At 73.2% G+C, this 20,335-nt stretch carries 19 protein-coding genes; 11 read left to right on the top strand and 8 right to left on the bottom strand.

Translation table 11 applies throughout. From position 1 onward, the window contains the following. Nucleotides 1-34: 34 nt before the first annotated feature. Nucleotides 35-1,258: an MFS transporter gene (locus tag D1J63_RS12605; protein ID WP_125628953.1), complete on the bottom strand. Its 1,224-nt coding sequence runs from the start codon at nt 1,256-1,258 to the stop codon at nt 35-37. Between the two features lie 153 nt (nt 1,259-1,411). Here D1J63_RS12605 and D1J63_RS12600 point away from each other — a divergent pair, with 153 nt between their 5' ends. From D1J63_RS12600 to D1J63_RS12590, 3 genes are all read left to right on the top strand, one after another. Beyond that, complete coding sequence (locus D1J63_RS12600; RefSeq protein WP_102931374.1) at nt 1,412-2,062, top strand: DUF6758 family protein; 651 nt, start codon at nt 1,412-1,414, stop codon at nt 2,060-2,062. A 303-nt stretch (nt 2,063-2,365) separates the two neighbouring features. Further along, nucleotides 2,366-3,223 carry a PHP domain-containing protein gene (locus tag D1J63_RS12595; protein WP_102931375.1) on the top strand — a complete coding sequence of 286 codons (858 nt, stop codon included), beginning with the start codon at nt 2,366-2,368 and terminating at the stop codon, nt 3,221-3,223. 84 nt (nt 3,224-3,307) lie between these two features. After that, the gene (locus D1J63_RS12590; RefSeq protein ID WP_125628952.1) at nt 3,308-3,913 is read left to right on the top strand and encodes a MarC family protein; all 606 of its coding nucleotides are present in this window, start codon (nt 3,308-3,310) and stop codon (nt 3,911-3,913) included. Nucleotides 3,914-3,981: 68 nt separating this feature from the next. Here the strand turns inward: D1J63_RS12590 and D1J63_RS12585 are convergent, their stop codons facing one another. Continuing rightward, nucleotides 3,982-4,134 (bottom strand): hypothetical protein, encoded by a 153-nt coding sequence (locus tag D1J63_RS12585; protein WP_007444413.1) that lies wholly within the window; start codon nt 4,132-4,134, stop codon nt 3,982-3,984. A gap of 274 nt (nt 4,135-4,408) precedes the next feature. Here D1J63_RS12585 and D1J63_RS12580 point away from each other — a divergent pair, with 274 nt between their 5' ends. Next, complete coding sequence (locus D1J63_RS12580; RefSeq protein ID WP_125628951.1) at nt 4,409-5,305, top strand: NYN domain-containing protein; 897 nt, start codon at nt 4,409-4,411, stop codon at nt 5,303-5,305. A gap of 115 nt (nt 5,306-5,420) precedes the next feature. Here the strand turns inward: D1J63_RS12580 and D1J63_RS12575 are convergent, their stop codons facing one another. Both D1J63_RS12575 and D1J63_RS12570 read right to left on the bottom strand, forming a co-directional pair. Beyond that, nucleotides 5,421-6,317, bottom strand: a complete 897-nt coding sequence (locus D1J63_RS12575; RefSeq protein ID WP_125628950.1) for an alpha/beta hydrolase — start codon at nt 6,315-6,317, stop codon at nt 5,421-5,423. Between the two features lie 121 nt (nt 6,318-6,438). Next, nucleotides 6,439-9,048, bottom strand: coding sequence for a DEAD/DEAH box helicase (locus D1J63_RS12570; RefSeq protein WP_125635420.1), 2,610 nt, complete (start codon nt 9,046-9,048; stop codon nt 6,439-6,441). A gap of 491 nt (nt 9,049-9,539) precedes the next feature. Between D1J63_RS12570 and D1J63_RS12560 the strand changes: the two genes are divergently transcribed. Further along, nucleotides 9,540-10,322: a ferritin-like domain-containing protein gene (locus D1J63_RS12560; RefSeq protein ID WP_125628949.1), complete on the top strand. Its 783-nt coding sequence runs from the start codon at nt 9,540-9,542 to the stop codon at nt 10,320-10,322. A gap of 81 nt (nt 10,323-10,403) precedes the next feature. Here D1J63_RS12560 and D1J63_RS12555 read toward each other — a convergent pair whose 3' ends face one another. The 4 genes from D1J63_RS12555 to D1J63_RS12540 all read right to left on the bottom strand — a co-directional run bounded on the left by D1J63_RS12555 (nt 10,404) and on the right by D1J63_RS12540 (nt 12,315). Continuing rightward, complete coding sequence (locus D1J63_RS12555; protein WP_102930306.1) at nt 10,404-10,673, bottom strand: hypothetical protein; 270 nt, start codon at nt 10,671-10,673, stop codon at nt 10,404-10,406. A gap of 209 nt (nt 10,674-10,882) precedes the next feature. Then, on the bottom strand, nt 10,883-11,110 hold the full coding sequence (locus D1J63_RS12550) for a DUF3107 domain-containing protein (RefSeq protein ID WP_007444428.1): 228 nt from the start codon (nt 11,108-11,110) through the stop codon (nt 10,883-10,885). A gap of 141 nt (nt 11,111-11,251) precedes the next feature. After that, the gene (locus D1J63_RS12545; protein WP_030400709.1) at nt 11,252-11,893 is read right to left on the bottom strand and encodes a TetR/AcrR family transcriptional regulator; all 642 of its coding nucleotides are present in this window, start codon (nt 11,891-11,893) and stop codon (nt 11,252-11,254) included. A gap of 200 nt (nt 11,894-12,093) precedes the next feature. Then, entirely contained in the window at nt 12,094-12,315 is a 222-nt protein-coding gene (locus tag D1J63_RS12540) for a hypothetical protein (RefSeq protein WP_125628948.1), read from the bottom strand. Between the two features lie 228 nt (nt 12,316-12,543). Here D1J63_RS12540 and D1J63_RS12535 point away from each other — a divergent pair, with 228 nt between their 5' ends. From D1J63_RS12535 to D1J63_RS12510, 6 genes are all read left to right on the top strand, one after another. Next, entirely contained in the window at nt 12,544-13,620 is a 1,077-nt protein-coding gene (locus D1J63_RS12535) for an alpha/beta hydrolase (RefSeq protein ID WP_125628947.1), read from the top strand. Between the two features lie 8 nt (nt 13,621-13,628). Beyond that, complete coding sequence (locus D1J63_RS12530) at nt 13,629-15,203, top strand: DUF3152 domain-containing protein (RefSeq protein WP_125628946.1); 1,575 nt, start codon at nt 13,629-13,631, stop codon at nt 15,201-15,203. A gap of 215 nt (nt 15,204-15,418) precedes the next feature. Then, nucleotides 15,419-17,254 carry a DUF3492 domain-containing protein gene (locus tag D1J63_RS12525; RefSeq protein WP_125628945.1) on the top strand — a complete coding sequence of 612 codons (1,836 nt, stop codon included), beginning with the start codon at nt 15,419-15,421 and terminating at the stop codon, nt 17,252-17,254. Further along, the gene (locus D1J63_RS12520) at nt 17,251-18,348 is read left to right on the top strand and encodes a hypothetical protein (protein ID WP_125628944.1); all 1,098 of its coding nucleotides are present in this window, start codon (nt 17,251-17,253) and stop codon (nt 18,346-18,348) included. Before D1J63_RS12525 ends, D1J63_RS12520 begins: the two co-directional genes overlap by 4 nt. Before the next feature lie 112 nt (nt 18,349-18,460). Then, complete coding sequence (locus D1J63_RS12515; RefSeq protein ID WP_125628943.1) at nt 18,461-19,519, top strand: NAD-dependent epimerase/dehydratase family protein; 1,059 nt, start codon at nt 18,461-18,463, stop codon at nt 19,517-19,519. Then, a complete protein-coding gene (locus tag D1J63_RS12510) occupies nt 19,507-20,280 on the top strand; it encodes a spherulation-specific family 4 protein (protein WP_125628942.1) in 774 nt (257 codons plus the stop codon). Before D1J63_RS12515 ends, D1J63_RS12510 begins: the two co-directional genes overlap by 13 nt. Nucleotides 20,281-20,335 lie beyond the last annotated feature (55 nt).

Genomic DNA, 20,335 nt, shown 5'->3' with positions numbered 1-20,335 from the left:
TCACGGGTTCCGTCTCGTGAGTTGGAGAAGACGGTCAGTCGGCGAAGACCGCGACCGAGTCCTCGGTGGCGTGCACCGGCTCCAGCTCCTCCGCCTCGTGGGTGAGCGCGCGGCGCCGTACGACCACCACGACCGCGCCCAGCACGGCAGTCACCGCCGCCACCACGAACGGGATGTGGACGTCGGTCCACTCCTCGATCTTCGGCGCGAAGTAGGGCGCGGCGGCCGCGGCGAACCAGCGCACGAAGTTGTAGCCGGCGCTCGCCACCGGACGCGGCGCGTCCGAGACCCCGAGGGCCAGCTCGGTGTAGACGGTGTTGTTCACGCCGATGAAGGCGCCGGACAGGATCGTGCAGACGACGGCCGCGGTGTGGTTGCCGTATCCGAGGACGAGCACGTCGGCCGCGAGCAGCACCAGCGAGCCGCCGAGCACCTTGAGCGAACCGAAGCGCTTCTGCATGCGCGGCGCCACCAGCACCGAGAAGACGGCGAGCAGCACACCCCAGGCGAAGAACACGGCACCGGACTTGTACGGCGTCATGTTCAGCACGAAGGGGGTGAAGGCCAGCACGGTGAAGAACGTGTAGTTGTAGAAGAACGCCGAGACCGCCGCGGAGGCGAGGCCGCCGTGGCCCAGGGCCCGGATCGGGTCGAGCAGCGAGGTCTTGCGGGCCGGCTTCGGCTGCTCCTTCAGGAACACCGAGATGCACAGGAAGCCGATCGCCATCAGGAAGGCCGTGCCGAAGAACGGGTAGCGCCAGCTGGCGTCGCCGAGCAGCGCTCCGAGCAGCGGACCGCAGGCCATGCCGAGGCCGAGGGCGGACTCGTAGAGCAGGATCGCGGCGGCGCTGCCGCCGGCCGCCGCGCCGACGATCACCGCCAGGGCGGTCGAGACGAACAGGGCGTTGCCCAGTCCCCAGCCGGCCCGGTAGCCGACGAGCTGGCCGACGGTGTCGGAGGTGCCGGCGAGGCCCGCGAAGACCACGACGAAGGCGAGGCCCAGCAGCAGGGTCTTGCGGCCGCCGATGCGGCTGGAGACGAAGCCGGTGACCAGCATGGCCAGGGCCGTGATGAGGAAGTACGAGGTGAACAGGAGCGAGACCTGCCCGGCGCTCGCGTCCAGGCCCTTGGCGATGGACGGGAGGATCGGGTCCACGAGGCCGATGCCCATGAAGGCCACGACCGACGCTCCCGCGGTCGCCCACACGGCCTTGGGCTGCCGCAGGATGCCGCCCGCACCCGCGTCGAAGGGATCCATTGCTTGCTCTCCAATACCGACGAGATGGGTGCCAAAATGGTTGGCGTATACACATAGTAAGTTAGCTGAGCTAATTAATGCAACATGCACCTAGTTCTGCGGACGGGTGATCGTCCTTGACGTGGGCGGACGAGGGTAGGACCGTGGGGCTCTATGAGGGGCGAACCCAGTTGCCCGAAGTGTGGTGGCCGGGTCAGGGCTCCCGGCCTCTTCGCCGATTCCTGGCAGTGCGACCTGCACGGCACGGTGCACCCGGTCCAGCCCGTACTCCCGCCCAGCGTCGAGGCGCTCGGCGTCGTGGTGCACCGCACTCAGGTCCCGGTCTGGATGCCCTGGCCGCTGCCGGTCGGCTGGCTGTTCACCGGCGTGGCCTGTGCGGGCGACGACCGCAGCGGGGGCAGGGCGACCGCCGTGGCCTGTTCCGGACCCGGCCCGCTGGGCGGCATCGGTGAGCTGATCCTGGTCGCCGAGGAACTCGGCGTCGGCCTCGGCGCGCGGTACGCGGGCCTGGACGCCCCGGACCCCGGCCCGTACATGGAGGTGGAGAAGCCGCCCCAGGCCAAGGTCCTGGCCGCGGGCCGGCCCACCCCCCTGTGGCACGTCTCCGGCGGTCCCGTCGACCGCGCCGTCTTCGCCGGGGAGGCCCTCGGGATGTGGCTGTGGGCCGTCGTGTGGCCCGAGCGGTCGGGGCTGCTGATGTACGAGGAGCTGGTGCTGACCGACCTGCGGGACGCGGGCGCCGAGGTGGACCTGGTGCCGTGCGGGGCGTTGTCGCCACGGCTGATCGAGCCGACGGTGCCGTAGCGCTGCCGCGGTGCGGTAGGCCTTCCGTCGTGCCGTAGGGCTTCCGTCGTGCCGTAGCGCTGCCGTCTGCCGTAGGGCTGCCGTCGTGCCGTAGCGCTGCCGCGGTGCCCTGGGGCTGCGGTGGTGCTGCGGGCGCTTCCGTGGTGCCGTAGCGCTTCCGTGAGGGCGGTGGGAGTGCGGGCGGGCGGGGGCGAGCAGGGTGCGTAGGGGGCGCAGGGGCCCTGCGGGTGTGACGGTGGGGGGTCGAGTTCCGGTTATCCTTGAGCGTCCCCTTCCGTCCCGTCACCGCTTGGAGTCAGCGTCGTGCGCATCGATCTGCACACCCACTCCACCGCGTCCGACGGCACGGACACCCCGGCCCAGCTGGTGCGCAAGGCCGCCGCGACCGGCCTCGACGTCGTCGCGCTGACCGACCACGACACCACCCGGGGCCACGCCGAGGCGGTCGCCGCGCTGCCCGAGGGGCTCACCCTCGTCACCGGCGCCGAGCTCTCCTGCCGCCTCGACGGCGTCAGCATGCACATGCTGGCCTACCTCTTCGACCCCGAGGAGCCCGCCCTGCTCGCCGAGCGCGAGCTGGTCCGGGACGACCGGGTGCCCCGGGCCCGGGCCATGGTCGCCAAGCTCAACGAGCTGGGCGTGCCGGTCACCTGGGAGCAGGTCGCCAGGATCGCCGGGGGAGGCTCGGTCGGCCGCCCGCACGTGGCCTCCGCCCTCGTGGAACTGGGCGTTGTACCGACCGTGAACGACGCCTTCACCCAGGACTGGCTGGCCGACGGCGGCCGGGCCCACGTGGAGAAGCACGAGACCGACCCCTTCGAGGCGATCCGGCTGATCAAGGGCGCGGGCGGGGTTGCCGTCTTCGCGCACCCGGCCGCCGTCAAGCGGGGCCGGACGGTGTCCGAGGCCGCGATCGCCGACCTGGCGGCCGCCGGGCTCGACGGCATCGAGGTCGACCACATGGACCACGACGCGGACACGCGGACCAGGCTGCGCGGGACGGCGAAGGAGCTGGGGCTCCTGGTGACCGGTTCGAGCGACTACCACGGCAGCCGGAAGACCTGTGTGCTCGGCGAGTACACGACCGACCCCGAGGTGTACGGGGAGATCACGCGCCGGGCGTTCGGGGCGTTCCCCGTGCCGGGGGCCGGCGGGGCCTGAGTCCCACTCCCGCGCGCCTGTGTCGCCCTTCCCCCGGGCCTCCTTCCCCTCTTTCCCCTCCTCCGCAAGGCCAGTAGCACACCCATGTTCGACGTCGCCGTCTTCGGCTCTCTCTTCCTGACCCTTTTTGTCATCATGGATCCCCCCGGGATCACCCCGATCTTCCTCGCGCTGACCGCGGGCCGTCCCGCCAAGGTTCAGCGCCGGATGGCCTTCCAGGCCGTCTGCGTCGCCGGTGGTGTGATCACGGTGTTCGGTCTGCTCGGGCACCAGATCCTCGACTACCTGCACGTCTCCGTGCCCGCCCTGATGATCGCGGGCGGACTGCTGCTCCTGCTGATCGCCCTCGACCTGCTCACCGGCAAGACGGACGAGCCGAAGCAGACCAAGGACGTCAACGTCGCCCTCGTACCGCTGGGCATGCCGCTGCTGGCCGGGCCCGGTGCGATCGTGTCGGTCATCCTGGCCGTGCAGAAGGCGGACAGCGCGACCACGCAGGTCTCGGTGTGGGCGGCGATCCTCGCGATCCACGTGGTGCTGTGGCTGGTGATGCGCTACTCGCTGCTGATCATCCGGGTCATCAAGGACGGCGGCGTGGTCCTGGTGACCCGCCTGGCCGGCATGATGCTCTCCGCGATCGCCGTGCAGCAGATCATCAACGGCGTCACGCAGGTGATCCAGGGCGCGTGAAACGACCGCAGGGCCCCCGCACGGTGTCGTTCCGTACGGGGGCCCTGCGCATGTGTGAAGGGTCCGCGCTACAAGGCCGAGGTGTCGGCGGGGCGGATCCACAGGCGCTGCCCGATGGCGGCGGCCTGCTGAACGATGCGGTTCACGGAGGCGGCGTCCACGACAGTCGTGTCCACGGGGGTCCCGTCGACGTCGTCGAGTCGCATGACTTCAAAGCGCATGGCCTCTCCCTTGATCTGGTCATCCTCCTGCGGAGAACTACTGGTGTGGTTCCTGGGTCGTCGGTGCCCGGGCTTCCGTAGTGGTCAACGGGATGCCCTCTGCAAACATTCCCTACGCTAAGGAAATTTTTCGCACGACTAATTACTGACAAGTAAGTCGCTTGTTACGGGGCGATGGGCGAGGGAGGGAGTGGTTCGGGTCGATAGGTGTCTGATACAAGACTGACCGGGACCGGTTGTGTTCGTAGCGTGACGGCCGGGACAATGGGAAGCGATGAACGACGACCTCGCGCCCCTCCACGCTCGCATCGATCGCACGAACGAGCTGCTCCAGCGCATGCTCGCCGAGGTGGCGAAGACTCCCTCGACCCACGCGATCTTCGTGGACGCCGGCTACCTGTACGCGGCGGCGGGGCGGCTGGTGGCCGGGACCGAGGACCGCAGGGCCTTCGACCTGGACGCCGAGGCCCTGATCGAGGCGCTCATCGACAAGGCCCGCAGCGTCTTCGCGGACAGCCGTCTGCTGCGCGTGTACTGGTACGACGGCGCCCGGCGCCGCATCCACACCGCCGAGCAGCAGTCGATCGCCGAGCTGCCGGACGTCAAGGTCCGCCTGGGCAACCTGAACGCGAACAACCAGCAGAAGGGCGTCGACTCCCTCATCCGCTCGGACCTGGAGTCCCTCGCCCGGCACCGCGCGATCAGTGACGCGGCCCTGCTCGGCGGCGACGAGGACCTGGTGTCGGCGGTCGAGGCCGCCCAGGGGTACGGCGCCCGCGTCCACCTGTGGGGCATCGAGGCCCCCGAGGGGCGCAACCAGGCCGACCCGCTGCTCTGGGAGGTCGACAGCCAGCGCACCCTCGACCTCGACTTCTTCAAGCCGTACGTCTCCCGGCACACGACCCACTCCGTCGAGGGGACGGTCGCGCTGCGCCCCGCCCGCGAGGACGTCCGCTTCGTGGGCGCGCAGATCGCGGCGAAGTGGCTGGCGGCGCGGGGCCGCGACGCGCTGCTGGAGCTGCTCCCCGGCCACCCCTACCTCCCCGGCTCGGTGGATCAGGACCTGCTGGTGGAGGCCGAGGGGCTGCTCCAGTACTCGCTGCGCGGCCAGGCCGACCTGCGACGGGCACTGAGGGACGGCTTCTGGGAGCACCTGCGGGCGCAGTACTAGCGCCTGCCAGTCGTCGCGGGGTGGCGCGGGGCGGGGCGGGCATGGCCCATGACCGGCCGGGCCCCGGGGACGCGTCTCAGGGGGCGTGCGGCAGCCGGGCCCCGGGGGACGTGTCTCAGGGGGCGTGCGGCCGGTCCGGCGCGGGGTGGTCGTCCCAGAAGTCGGCGAGGGCGCGGGCGGTCGGCAGGGGCTGGTCGGTGTTGGGGGAGTGCTCGGCCCCCGCGACGACCGTCCGGCGCGCGTCCAGTCGTACGGCCATCTCGTCCAGGAGCGGCACGGGCCAGGTGTCGTCGTAGGCGCCCGACAGCACGTGGAACGGCAGCGGCACGGCGGCGAGCTCGGCGACCCGGTCCGGCTCCGTGCACAACTGGTGCCCCGTGGCGAGCAGTTGCGCCGGCCTGGTGCCCAGCCAGCGGTCGCGCAGCCGTACCGGATCCTCCGGGCCGTGGGCGGGGGCCGGGGCGCCCGCCTCCTCCGGCGGCCCCATGGCCTGCATCACGTCCCAGACCTCGGCCATCGTCATCGTGGCCAGCGCGTCGCGCAGCAGCTTCACCCGCTGACGCTGGGACTCGGAGATCCGCGCCGGGCCCGAGGACATCAGCGTGAGGGACAGGAACGGCGCGTGGTCGAGCAGGACGGCGGCCCGTGCGATCTGACCGCCCAGCGAGTGCCCGACGAGATGCACGCGCGTCCCAAGGGCGGCGACCTGCGCCAGCACGTCCCGGGCCAGCTCGGGCCGGGCGTACGCGGCCTCGTCGTGCTCGGGTCCGGCCGACTCGTACTGCCCCCGTCCGTCCACGGCGACCGTGCGGTACCCGCGCGCACCCAGCGGCCGGTGCAGCAGCGTGAAGTCCTCCTTGCTCCCCGTGAACCCGGGCAGCATCACGACCACGCCCTTCGGCGCGACTCCGTCGGCCACCGGCGAGTCGACGACGGCGAACTCGCCGCGCGCGGTGCGCAGCCGGTACGCGCGGGCGTCCGGGGGCGGGCTGAAGGCGGCGTTCCTGCTCACGGGCAGAGGTTATCGGGCGGAGACCGCCGGACGGAGGCACGGGTGCGGCGCGACGACGCCGTCGGCCCGGCCCCGCGTGGATCGCGGGACCGGGCCGACGGTGCGGGACAAGCGGCGTGGATCAGCTCTCGCCGGCCTCCGCCGACTGCGTGGCGGCCGTGGCCGCCTTGCGGGTGCGGCGGGCCTTCGGCTTCGCCTCCGCCGTGTCGGCGGCCTCGGCGGGCGCCTCGACGGCGGCCGCGGCCTTACGGGTCCGGCGCCGCGGTGCGGCCTCCGGCTCCTGCGAGGCCTGCGCCGGAATCTCGGCGGCGGCCTCGGTGGCGGCGGTCTTCCGGGTACGGCGGGCCTTGGGCTTGGCCTCCGCGCCCTCGGCGGTGTCGGCGGCGCCTTCCGCGGCGGCTTCGGCCTTGGCGGCGGCCGTCTTGCGCGTGCGACGCGGCTTGGCCTCGGCCTCGGTCCCGGCCTCCGGAGCCGGTGCGGCGGCCTCGGTGGCGGCGGTCTTCCGGGTGCGGCGGGCCTTGGGCTTGGCCTCCGCGCCCTCGGCGACGGCTTCCGCGGCGGCGTCGGCCTTGGCGGCGGCCGTCTTCCGGGTGCGGCGCGGCTTGGCCTCGACCGCTTCCGGAGCCTGGGCCGCGACGTCGACCGCGGCCTCGGTGGCCTCGGTGGCCTTGCGGGTGCGGCGGGTCTTCGGCTTGGCCTCCGTGCCCTCGGCGGTGTCGGCGGCGGCCTCGGCGGCCGTTTCGGCCTTGACCGCGGCCGTCTTGGCGGCGGCGGTCTTCCGGGTGCGGCGCGGCTTCGCCTCGGCCTCGGCCGTGGCCTCGGCCTGCGTCTCCGAAGCCGGTGCGGCGGGCTCGGCGGCCTTGCGGGTGCGGCGGGTCTTCGGCTTGGTCTCCGCCGACTCGGTCGCGGGCTCGGTCGCTCCCTCGGCCGTGTCGACCGTCGCCTCGGCGGTCGTGGCCTTGCGGGTGCGGCGGCGCGGCTTCGCGGCGGGAGCCTCGGCAGCCGGGGCCTCGACGGCCACCGATGCCTCGGCAACCGCCGGGACCTCCACGACGGCCTGGGTTTCCACGGCCGTCGACTCGGTGCCGGCCGGAGCCTCCGCGGACTTGCGGGTGCGGCGGCGGCGCGGCTTCGCCGGGGCCTCCACGGCCTCGGCGGCCTCCGTCACCACGTCGACCGCGGCCTCGGCAGGCGCCGGCGCGCTGTCCTCGGCGGACTGCGGCGCGGGAACGTCGGTCGTCGTGGCCGACTCGGGGTGGCGCGACGGCTCGCCGCCGCGCGTACGGCGCCGGCGGCGCAGCGTGCGGGGACCCTTGGCGGCGTCGGTGCCCGCGTCGGCGGCGCTGTCCGCACCGCCGGTCACGGCCTCGGCGGTCGCGGGGCTCGCGGCGGCCTCCGCGTCCACCGGCGCACCGCCGCGCATCCGACGGCGGCGGCGCGGCGTACGGGACGAACGGTCGCGCTCGCGGTCACTGGAACGCGAGTCGTCGCGCCCGCCCCGGCCACCGCGGTCACCGCGACCGCGGCCACCGCGGCCGCCCGTCTCGCCCAGGTCCTCCAGCTCCTCCGCGTCGAGCCCGGCGCGGGTGCGCGCGGAGCGCGGCAGGACACCCTTGGTGCCCTCGGGGATGCCGAGGTCGGTGTACAGGTGGGGGGAGGTGGAGTACGTCTCCGGCGGGTCGTTGAAGCCCAGGTCCAGCGCCTTGTTGATCAGCTGCCAGCGCGGGATGTCGTCCCAGTCGACCAGCGTGATCGCCGTACCCTTCGCGCCCGCGCGGCCGGTGCGGCCGATGCGGTGCAGGTACGTCTTCTCCTCTTCCGGCGACTGGTAGTTGATGACGTGCGTGACGCCCTCGACGTCGATGCCGCGGGCGGCGACGTCGGTGCAGACGAGCACGTCCACCTTGCCGTTGCGGAAGGCGCGCAGGGCCTGCTCGCGGGCGCCCTGGCCGAGGTCGCCGTGGACGGCGCCGGAGGCGAAGCCGCGCTGCTTGAGCTGGTCGGCCAGATCGGCCGCCGTGCGCTTGGTGCGGCAGAAGACCATGACCAGGCCACGGCCGTCGGCCTGCAGTATGCGCGCCACCATCTCGGGCTTGTCCATGTTGTGCGCGCGGTAGATGAACTGCTTCGTGTTCGCGACCGTCGCACCAGCGTCGTCCGGCGAGGTGGCGCGGATGTGCGTGGGCTGCGACATGTAGCGGCGGGCGAGTCCGATGACCGCGCCGGGCATGGTCGCCGAGAAGAGCATGGTCTGGCGCCGGGCCGGCAGCATGTTGATGATCTTCTCGACGTCGGGCAGGAAGCCCAGGTCGAGCATCTCGTCGGCCTCGTCCAGGACCAGGCACTTGACGTGCTTGAGGCTCAGCTTCTTCTGGCCGGCGAGGTCCAGCAGGCGGCCCGGGGTGCCGACGATCACGTCGACGCCCTTCTTCAGGGCTTCCACCTGCGGCTCGTAGGCCCGGCCGCCGTAGATCGCGGTGACGCGGACGTTGCGCACCTTGCCGGCGGTCAGGAGGTCGTTGGTGACCTGCTGGCACAGCTCGCGCGTCGGGACGACGACGAGGGCCTGCGGGGAGTCGGTCAGGGACTCGGGCGCCGCGCGGCCCGCCTCCACGTCGGCGGGGACGGTGACGCGCTCGAGGAGCGGAAGGCCGAAGCCCAGCGTCTTGCCGGTGCCGGTCTTGGCCTGGCCGATCACGTCCGTGCCCGACAGGGCCACGGGGAGCGTCAGCTCCTGGATCGGGAAGGGAGTGGTGATGCCGACGGCTTCGAGGGCTTCGGCGGTCTCGGGGAGGATCCCGAGGGATCGGAACGTCGTAGTCAGGGTGCTGCCTCTTCTGTGTACGTGGTGCGAGGCGAGCGCGCGGGTCGTGCCGGACCGTGTCGGGGACGTCGGCTGCCTTACGGATGAGCCGTAGGACACGGGACCTCTGTCGACGCTCCAGCGCTCGTACCACTGAGGGTCCCCCTCCGGGCTCCGTACGCAGTTCGGCGTACGGCAGGAGGGCTGTCGGGTCGGAGCCGATCGGGCCACCGACCGGGCATCCTCATGCGTGCGGCCCGACGACGATGTCACGTACCCGTACGTCACATACTCGGCAGGCGCATTACCACCATACCCCGGATTCGCGCACATGCGATGGCCGATTTGCTCACGTAGTCGTCGTCACACTGACTGACCAGGGCCTTACCACCGCCGGGGAGCGGGCTATTGTGCGCTGCATGACGAGCTCTGACAAGCCTGGCACCGCCGCAGACGCACCCACCGAGACCGCTGCAACCGACGGAAACGCCGGTACCGCCGCAGCCACCCCGGTCGCCGCCCGCGACTGGGAGTCGGCCGCGGCCGACCCGCAGTACCGCGCCGCGGTCGTGGACCTGCTCGGCGCGCTCGCGTACGGCGAGCTGGCGGCGTTCGAGCGGCTCGCGGAGGACGCCAAGCTGGCGCCCACGCTGGCGGACAAGGCGGAGCTGGCGAAGATGGCGTCCGCGGAGTTCCACCACTTCGAGCGGCTGCGCGACCGGCTGGCCGAGATCGGCGAGGAGCCGACCGGAGCCATGGAGCCGTTCGTGGCCGCCTACGACGGCTTCCACAAGCAGACCGACCCCTCCGACTGGCTCGAAGGGCTCGTCAAGGCCTACGTCGGCGACTCCATCGCCAGCGACTTCTACCGCGAGGTCGCCGCCCGCCTCGACACGGACACCCGCGAGCTGGTCCTCGCCGTGCTCGACGACACCGGGCACGCCGGTTTCGCCGTGGAGAAGGTGCGCGCGGCGATCGACGCCGACCCGCGGGTGGGCGGACGGCTCGCGCTGTGGGCCCGGCGGCTGATGGGGGAGGCGCTCTCGCAGTCCCAGCGGGTGGTGGCCGACCGGGACGCGCTGTCGACGATGCTCGTGGGCGGGGTCGCGGACGGCTTCGACCTGGCGGAGGTCGGCAAGATGTTCTCCCGGATCACCGAGGCGCACACGAAGCGGATGGCGGCGCTGGGGCTGGCCGCCTGACCTCCGTCGCCTCTGCCGCCCCCGGACCTCGATCCGCCGCGGGCGGCTGCGTCAGCGGGTCGCCGAGCTGCGGCGGCTGCGTCAGGCGGTCGCCGAGCTGCGGCGGAGTCTTCCCGCGGGGCGCAGCAGCAACGACAGCGAGGCCGCGCAGAGCGTCGCCGAACCCAGGAGAACCAGCAGGAAGCCCCCGGCGCCCAGCGCGGTGTGCGTGACGAACGCCCCGAAGAGGGCCCCGGCGACACCGGTCGGCAGGACCAGGAGGCGGGCGGGCAGGCGGTGGGGCAGACGGTGCGCGGCGGCCCATGCCAGGGCAAGGCCGAGGATTGCGGCGCTGAGCGCTTCCAAGAGCATGTCGGGGTCCCTCCCACATGGCCGGCCTGCCCCAAACGGTCACAGCCGACTTACCCCTGACCTGCGGAACACAATCCTCCCCCTGTGGGTGAACTGTGCTCGGTCCGTGGACGGGAGTGGGTACCGGCACGGGAACGCGGAAGCGGGTGGGGCCCGGCGGAGATCTCCGCCGGGCCCCACCCGCCTGCGTGTGTCGTCCGCGTCGCCGACTACAGAGCGCCGAAGCCCACCTTGCGCGGAGCCGGCTCACCGATCTCGACGTAGGCGAGACGGTCGGCCGGCACCAGGACCTTGCGGCCGTGCTCGTCCACGAGGCTCAGCAGCTGCGACTTGCCGGCCAGCGCCTCGCCCACCACGCGCTCGACCTCCTCGGCGCTCTGACCGCTCTCCAGAACGATCTCGCGGGGCGCGTGCTGCACGCCGATCTTGACCTCCACGGCTATGTCCCTCCGACGGTCATCAAGTGCGCGATCTTCCGCGCCGTACCAGCACACATTAGCCCGGTGAGGGGACGTACACGCGGCGCCGGAGAACGCCAGGAGCGAACAGCCGGCGGGAACAGAACCCGTCCTCCGCGCTCAGTGCTGCTCGGTGCCGTGCAGCGGGAAGCCCGCGATGCCCCGCCAGGCCAGCGAGGTCAGCAGCTGGACCGCCTGGTCGCGGGGGACGCTGCGGTCGCTGTGCAGCCAGGAACGTGCCACCACCTGCGCGAGGCCGCCCAGCCCCGAGGCCAGCAGCATCGACTCGGCGCGCGAGAGGCCGGTGTCCTCGGCGATGACGTCGCAGATCGCCTCGGCGCACTCGTTGGTGACCTTGTCCACGCGCTCGCGCACGGCGGGCTCGTTGGTCAGGTCCGACTCGAAGACCAGGCGGAAGGCGCCGCCGTCGTCCTCGACGTACGCGAAGTACGCGTCCATCGTCGCCCGGACGCGCTGCTTGTTGTCGGAGGTCGACGCGAGCGCGCTGCGCACGGACTGGATCAGCGCCTCGCAGTGCTGGTCCAGCAGGGCGAGGTAGAGGTCGAGCTTGCCGGGGAAGTGCTGGTAGAGCACCGGCTTGCTGACGCCGGCGCGCTCGGCGATGTCGTCCATCGCGGCCGCGTGGTAACCCTGGGCGACGAACACTTCCTGTGCGGCGCCCAGCAGCTGGTTGCGTCGGGCTCGGCGGGGAAGGCGTGTGCCCCGCGGGCGTACCGCCTCTGTCTGCTCGATGGCTGTCACGCCGCCTCCCATAGTCGTCCTCGTGCGGTGTGCGCCGCGTCGACATCGTACTTTTCGGTAACCGTGGTGTGGGTGCTGCGAGCGCAGAATTTCACGGACCGGACGGTGGCGAAAGCCGCACAACAGGTTTCAAAAGGACTCAGGCCGGGCAAAGATCGGCCTCCCTTGCTGTCCGACGAGACCGTCCGGCGGGGCCCGTCTCAGCGGTAGTCGTCCTCGTCCTGCGAGACGACCCGGGCCTGCTCGGCCAGGTCGGCCTCGTTGGCGCGGTCCGGCTCGACGCCCGTCAGCGGTTCGTCGCGCTCCTGTCCGACGTCCGCCCGCTGCTCGGCCGTGTCGGCGTCCGGTGCCTCCACGTCGCGTTCCTCCGCTTCCGCTGCCTCGTGGTCGAAGGTCTCGGGGTCGGTCGGGTCGACGGTCATCCTGGGCTCCCTTCCTACGAACGTCCCTGGGATGCAGGGGCCACACGCGGGTGCCCACTTCACGAGCGTAGGAGACACCCGATCCGGACGCCATGCGTCGCCAGGTATCCGGACGGCATGCGTCGCCGGTATCCGTACCCCGTCCGTACCCCGTCCGTGCGCCGTCGCGGCATCACCTGTGACTGCGAACACATGAGCCACTGCGTGATCGTCTCGTAACATTGGCACATGCCTTCGACCGAGCCGCCGTCCGTGCCGCCCGCCAACGCGCTGCCGAAGGTCGCGGCCGTCGGGGTCGCGGACGGGGAGCGGCTGCGGTCGGTCCGCCTCCCCGGAATCACCCTGACGGTGCGGTCGAGGCCGCCCGCCCGGGAAGGCCTGCCGCCGGCTCTCTACGTCCACGGCCTCGGCGGCTCCTCGCAGAACTGGTCCGCGCTCATGCCGCTGCTGGACGGCGTCGTCGACAGCGAGGCCCTCGACCTGCCCGGTTTCGGCGACTCCCCGCCGCCGGACGACGGCGACTACTCGATCACGGGCCACGCGCGCGCGGTCGTCCGCCATCTCGACGCGGCCGGGCGAGGCCCCGTGCACCTCCTCGGGAACTCGCTCGGCGGCGCCGTCGCGACCCGTGTCGCCGCGGCACGGCCCGACCTGGTGCGGACGCTGACCCTCGTCTCGCCCGCGCTGCCGGAGATCCGCGTGCAGCGCAGCGCCCTGCCGACGGGACTGCTGGCAGTGCCGGGGGTGGTGCAGCTGTTCAACCGGCTCACCCGCGAGTGGACGGCCGAGCAGCGGGTCCGCGGCGTGAGGGCGCTCTGCTACGGCGACCCGGGGCGGGTGACGCAGGAAGGTTTCCGTGCTGCCGTGGAGGAAATGGAGCGGCGGCTGCGGCAGCCGTACTTCTGGGACGCGATGGCGCGTTCCGCCCGCGGGATCGTCAACGCGTACACGGTGGGCGGCCAGCAAGGACTGTGGCGACAAGCCGAGCGGGTTCTCGCACCCACGCTCCTGGTCTACGGTGGACGCGACCAACTCGTCGGCTACCGCATGGCCCAGCGGGCTGCCCGCGCGTTCCGCGACTCCCGGTTGCTGACCCTGCCGGACGCGGGACACGTGGCGATGATGGAGTATCCGGAGGCCGTGGCCACGGCGTTCCGTGAGCTCCTCGCGGACACCGCGACGGCCGCGACCACCGCGGACGCCGCGGACGGCTCGGGTGCCGTGGACAGCGGGAATCCGGCGGGTGGCGAGAGGACCGACGGGGCCGTCGACGGCGAGCCCGCCAACCAGACCACAGGAGGCTGAGGCGCGACGTGGGACGCCACAGCCGTCGCGGGCCCGCCCCCAAGGCCGACGCGGCGGACGACGCCGCAACACGCCGGAACCGGGCCGCGCGGGCCCCTGACCCGCGGCGCCCGGACGGGACGCCGCAGCAGCCGCAGGGGGCGCACGGGCCCCAAGGGGCCAACGGGTCGCATGAACCGTACGGGCCGCGCGAGCCGCAGAGGTCGCGCGAGCCGCTTGGACCGCATGGGCCGCAGGAGTCCTTTGGGTCCTACGGGCCCCGCGGGGCGCAGGGACCGCACGCGAGGTTTCCCGACGGTACGCCCGCCCGCGGCGTACCCGGGTACCCCGACGGCACCCCGGCGCAGGGTGTGCCCAGGGTGCGGGGCGGTCACCCCGAGCAGCGTGAACCGGGGGGCGGCTGGGGCGAGTTGGGCGGCCGGACCGGTCCGGGGCACGGAACCGGGACGGGGCCGCGCGCCGGCGCCGTCCCCGGGTCCTTCGCACCGGCGTCGCCCCAGGGGCCGTCCGCTCCGTCCGCGCCCTTCCCGCGGCAGCGGCAGGCGCCCCAAGGGGGGCCGCGGCAGGACTACCTCGACGCCTTCGACGAGGGCGACGACGTCTTCGCGGCCCGCCCCACGCGTCGTACCCCCGGCGTGCCGCCCGCCGATCCGTACGCCTCCGTCACCGACTGGAGCGCCGCCGACGCGGGCTCCGACGGGCACGGGGACGGCGGCGGCGGGGTCGCCGACGATGCCGACGACCCGTCGCCCACGGGTGAGCCCGCGCCGACCAAGGGCGCCAAGGGCCGGACCTTCACCGGTATCGCGGCGGCCGCCGTCACCACCGTGCTGGCCGTCGTCGTGGCCGGCCAGGTGGCCGACGGGTCGGACGGGGACGACATGCGCTCCCAGTCCGCCGCCGAACAGGCCCGGGGCGCCCACGACCCCGCGTCACGGGACGACGAACGGCCGACGCCCTCCGCGTCGGCGTCCGCGAAGCCGCTGACGTACGAGCAGAAGATGGGCCGGACGTACCCGCTCAGCGCCACGCTCAAGGGCTCGGGGAAGTTCGACGCGATCCCGGGCATCGCCAAGGGGACCGGGAAGGGGGAGCGGTACACCTATCGCGTGGACGTGGAACAGGGGCTCGGCCTCGACGGCCAACTCTTCGCTGACGCCGTGCAGAAGACGCTCAACGACAACCGGAGCTGGTCCCACAACGGCGCCCGCACCTTCGAGCGCATCGAGTCGGGGCAGCCCAGCTTCGTCATCACGCTGGCCAGCCCCGGGACCACCGCCGAGTGGTGCGCCAAGTCCGGCCTGGACACCACCGAGGACAACGTGTCCTGCGACTCGGCCGCCACCCAACGGGTGATGATCAACGCCTACCGGTGGGCGCAGGGTGCCGAGCCCTACGGTGACGCGATCTACGCGTACCGCCAGATGCTGATCAACCACGAGGTCGGTCACCGCATCGGGTTCAACCACGTGACCTGCGACAAGGACGGCGAACTCGCCCCGGTCATGCAGCAGCAGACGAAGTTCATCGACCACGACGGAATCGACTGCCGTCCGAACCCCTGGGCCTTCCCCAACAGTTGACCGGACGGGTCGGGCCTGGGCATCACATTAGGTGACCACATGATCTCTTAGCGCGACCGAACGCGTATCGCACGGGAAAGTTACGACCGTTCACCCCTTTTGGTGGCGCGATGGACAACCGTCCATCGCGCCACCTCCTTGTCCGCATACGTTCGTCCCGCTGCGAGCCGCCGGGCCAACGGCGGCTCCCCAAACGGGAGATCGGGGGTGCGCGCGTGCGCATCGGACTGCTTACGGAGGGTGGCTATCCGTATGTGAGCGGTGAGGCCGGGCTCTGGTGCGAGCGGCTCGTGCGCGGGCTGGAGCAGCACGAGTTCGACGTCTACGCCCTCAGCCGCAGTGAGCGGGAGGAGGCCGAGGGCTGGGTTCCGCTGCCGCCGCAGGTCGGCCGGGTGCGCACCGCTCCGTTGTGGGAGACCGTGGACGACGGGATCGTCCACGGACGGCGCGCGCGTCGGCGCTTCGCCGAGTCCTACGGCGAGCTGGCCATGGCCCTGTGCACCGGCGCCCCCGGTGACCCGTCCGCAGGTCTGCCCGGAGACCCGGGCGCTCGCCTGTCCGGAGACCCGGGCGCTCGGCTGGGCGGAGGCCGGGGCGACGGCCCGGGCGGGGAGTCGGCGGAGGCGTCGGAAGACCGGTCGGCCCTTGAGGCGGACCGTTTCGCCAGTGCGCTGTACGGCCTCGCCGAACTCGCCCGCGACGAGGGCGGGCTGCCCGCCGCACTCCGCTCGGAGACCGCCGTACGCGCCCTGGAGCGCGCCTGTCGCGCGCCCGGCGCCCACCGCTCGGCACGCGAGGCGCGCGTTCCCGACCTGCTGACCGTCGCCGCCCGCCTCGAACGCGCCCTGCGCCCCCTGTCGCTGGACTGGTACGAGGACGACGACCTCGGCTCGGTGGACCTGTGCCACGCGGCCTCCGGCGGCACCGCCGCCCTGCCCGGCCTGCTCGCCCGGCACTTCTGCGACGTCCCCCTGCTCGTGACCGAGTACGGCGTACGGTTGCGGACGCACTACCTGACGGAACCCGATTCCTCGCCCGCGATACGGGCCCTGCTCGCCGCCTTCCACGGTCGGCTGGCCGCCGAGACCTACCGCCGCGCGGCCGTGATCACCCCCGGGAACACGCACGCACGCCGCTGGCAGGAGCGGTGCGGGGCCGACCGCGCCAAGCTCCGCACGGTCCACCCGGGTATGGACGCGACCCCCTTCGCGGAGGCCGGAGAGTTCCCGGAGTGCGCCGACCCGCAGACCCTCGTCTGGGTCGGACGCGTCGAGCCGGCCAAGGACCTGGTCTCGCTGCTGCACGCCTTCGCGGAGATCCGCAGGGCGGAGACCGCGGCGCGCCTCAGGATCGTCGGCACCCCCTCCGGGCCGGAAGGCGCCGCCTACCTCGCCCACTGCAAGGGGCTGGCCGCGCAGCTCTTCCCCGACGAGGCCGACGGCCCGCACGCGGTAGGCCGCAACCCGGTCTCCTTCGAGGAGATCGGAGGGCCCGAACTGCCGTCCCGTGCCGACGCGTACGCGGCGGGCGCCCTGGTGGTGCTCTCCAGCGTCGTCGAAGGGTTTCCGTCCGGGCTCGTCGAGGCCATGTTCTGCGGCCGCGCGACCGTGTCGACGGACGTCGGCGCGGTGGTGGAGGCCATCGGCGGCACCGGACTCGTCGTGCCCCCGCGCAACCCGCGGGCGCTCGCCGAGGCGTGTGTCGCGCTGTTGCGCGACCCCGAGCGCCGGGAACGACTGGGCGCCGCCGCGCGTGCCCGCGCACTGGAGCTGTTCACCGTCGAGCAGAACGTCGCGGCATTTCACGGCATTTACCTGGAGATCCTCTCGCGTACCCCGGTACGCCGAGTCGTCCTCGACGACACCGGCGAGCCCCTGCCCTTCGGTGTCCCCGCCGAGGCCCACGTCCCCGGCCGCTGGAGCGATCCCGTGGCCCGGGTCGCGGCCAGGGGTGGTGCCGGTGAGCCCCGGAACGGTCCTCCGGGCTGGGCCACGGACGGCCCGGTCCGCGCCACGGCTCCGGTACCGGCGCCCGAGGGGGCGGCCCGATGAGCGGCATCGGCCGCTCCGCCGCGGACCCCGTCAAGGGGCTGCTGCACCGGCACCGCGACCTGTGCGAACGCGCCGTGGACCCGCTGGAGATCGCGGCGGGTCTGGAGGCGCACGGCGTCACCGACCGCACCGCCGCGCGCTTTCGCCACCGGGACGTCTTCTCCCTCGCCGAGGAGATGTACGCCCGTGTCCCGCGCGACGGCGACACCCCGGCCCGCACCGAGGACGCACCGGCGCCCCGGCCGAGCGGGCCACGTGCCGCCGGGTTCGTCCTCGCCGTGCTGCCCGGCGTGGTGTGCGCCGCCGCCGTGGCCGGCCTGCGCCTCAGTGACGGCAGGCCGCGCCTGATCGCCGCCGCCGTCGGCGTCCTCGCGGTGGCCCTGGTCCTCGGCGCGGCACTGCGGCGCGGGCCGCTGAGTTCCGCGACGCGCGGCACCAGCGCCTGGACCTGCTGGCTCGTCGGCTACGCCCTCCTCGGCGACGGACTCCTCCGCAACGCCGTCACCGGCGGACCCGACGGCCTCCCCAACGGCTCCGCCGCCGGCCCGTGGCCCGTCACCGTCGTTCCCGTCCTGGCCCTTGCGCTGTCCTACGCGCCCGCGGTCGGATGCGCCCACCTCTTCGTCGCCGGCGCACGCCGCAAGCTGGCCTCCAGCCGGGGCCTGGCCGACTTCTCCGCCTCCGTACGGCCCCTGCTGCTTGGGGCGTTCGCCCTGTACACGGGAGCCCTCGCGGCGCTGCTCGCGCTGACCGGCGCCGCGCTCGGCGAGCCCGCCGCCCATCCCCAGGCCCTCACCCTGGGCGCCCTGCTGCTGCTCGCCCGGCTGCTCACCGTGCACGGTCACGCCCACGCCGCCACGCTCGTCCTCACCGCCACGGCCGCCGCCGAGGCGGCCGCCCTGGCCACACTCTTCGCCGGCCGCCTTCCCGGCTTCGGCCTCCTGAGCGCCCCCGTGGAGGCGCTGGTCGCCGCCTGCGGCGTCGCCGGCGTCCCGACGGCCGCCTGCGGGATCGGCGCCCTGACCCTGCTGGTCCACGCGTCCCGTCGGCTGACCAGGGCCTCGGCCCACGCGCCGACGGAGCGAACGCCGTGAGCGTGCGCACCGACCGCCACGCACACGTCCTCGAAACCCTCGCATCCCCCCCTTGAAGGAGCCCCCAGATGACCACCTCCCGACCCGACGCCTCGGCACCGGGAGCCGCCCGATGAGAGTCCTGCTGATCGGAGCCAACGGCTACATCGGCCGCTTCGTCGCCGACCGTCTCCTCGCGGACCCCGCCGTCCAGCTCACCGCGCTCGGCCGCGGTGACGACGCCGACGTCCGCTTCGACCTCGCCACGGGCAGCCCCGGCGCCCTCACGCGGTTCCTCGACGCGGTCCATCCCGGAGTGGTCGTCAACTGCGCGGGCACCACCCGGGGCGGGGCCCGCGAACTCACCCGGCACAACACCGTCGCCGTCGCCACCGTCTGCGAGGCCCTGCGCCGCAGCGGCTGCGGCGCTCGCCTCGTGCAGGTCGGCTGCAGCGCGGAGTACGGCCCCAGTCAGCCCGGCTCCTCCACCGCGGAGGACGCCGTGCCCCGCCCGGGCGGCCCCTACGGCGTCAGCAAACTCGCCGCGACCGAACTCGTCCTCGGCTCCGGTCTGGACGCCGTGGTCCTCCGTGTCTTCTCGCCCGCGGGTCCCGGCACGCCCGCCGGCTCCCCACTCGGCCGCCTCGCCGAGGCCATGCGGCGTGCGATGCAGTCGGGCGACGGAGAACTGCGCCTCGGCGGCCTCGGCGCCCAACGCGACTTCATCGACGTCCGCGACGTCGCCCGCGCGGTGCACGCGGCCTCGCTCTCGGCCGCCCAGGGCGTCATCAACATCGGCTCCGGCCGGGCCGTCCGGCTGCGCGACGCCGCCGCCACCCTCGCCCGGGTCGCCGGCTACGGCGGCGCCCTGCACGAACTCGACGGACCTCCCGGTGCCCTGCGGCCCACCATCGGCCACCCCCGCGCCGAGTCCGTCGGCCACCGCGTCGACGCCCTCGGCCACCACCGGGCCGACGGCCTCGGCCACCACCGCCCGGACGCTCTCGGCGGCCGCGGCGAGCGCAGCGAGCCCGAACACGCGGCACCGGCACCCCACCCGTACCCCGACGGCTGCGGCAGCTGGCAGCAGGCCGATGTGCGCACCGCACGCGACCGGCTCGGCTGGCGGCCCCGGATCGCCCTCGAAGAGTCCCTCGCCGACATCTGGATGGAGGCGGCATGCCGCATCTGACCAGCACCAACACCGGTACCACCGGCAGCACAAGAACAGGCGTCGCGAGCACCGGCGTGCGTACCGGGTTCGGTGTGCCGGGACTGGCCCACCCCCTCGTCGCCCCCGACGAGTGGGCCGGCCTCACCTGCCCGGGCACCCCGCTGCACTGGGTCGTCCTCAACGTCGCCGACGGGCCCGGCGCCCACCCCGACCCGCGCTGCCTGGAGGCCACCGGCCGTCTGCGCAACGCGGGCGTGCGCGTCCTCGGCCATCTCGACGCCGCCTACGGAGCCCGCAGCCTCGGCGAACAGATCTCCGACGCCCGCCGGTACCTCGACTGGTACCAGGTCGACGGCTTCCTCCTCGACCGCTGCCCGTCGGAACGCGCAGCCCTCCCCGAGGTCCGCCGCACGGTGAGCACCCTCCGGGCGATCCGTGACGATGCCCACATCGTCCTCGGTCACGGGACCCACCCGTACCCCGGCTACGCCGAGAACGCCGACCAGCTCGTCACCTTCTCCGGAACCTGGGCCGACTACCGCTGGTCCCAGGCGGCCGAGTGGAGCGCGGACTATCCGCCCGACCGCTTCTGCCACTTGGTCCACGGGGTGCCCCGCGGGCACCTGGAGGAAGCGCTGCGCATCGCCCGCTGGCAGGGAGCCGCGACGATCTACTTCACCGACCGCACGGACTGCGGCGGTCGCGCGGACCCCTGGGACACGATGCCCGGCTACTGGGACGAAATCGTCTCGCGAGTCGGGACGGGTGTCTCGGAATGAAAAAGGCCGTGGCAGTGTTACAGGCAGAACAACCGTAATTACTGACCGATCAACG

It is taken from the genome of Streptomyces sp. KPB2 (genome assembly GCF_003950055.1).
In the GTDB taxonomy this organism is placed as follows: Bacteria; Actinomycetota; Actinomycetes; order Streptomycetales; family Streptomycetaceae; genus Streptomyces; species Streptomyces salinarius.
The sequence above is the reverse complement of the archived record's forward strand: the minus strand, read 5'-3'. Positions and strand labels throughout refer to the sequence as shown.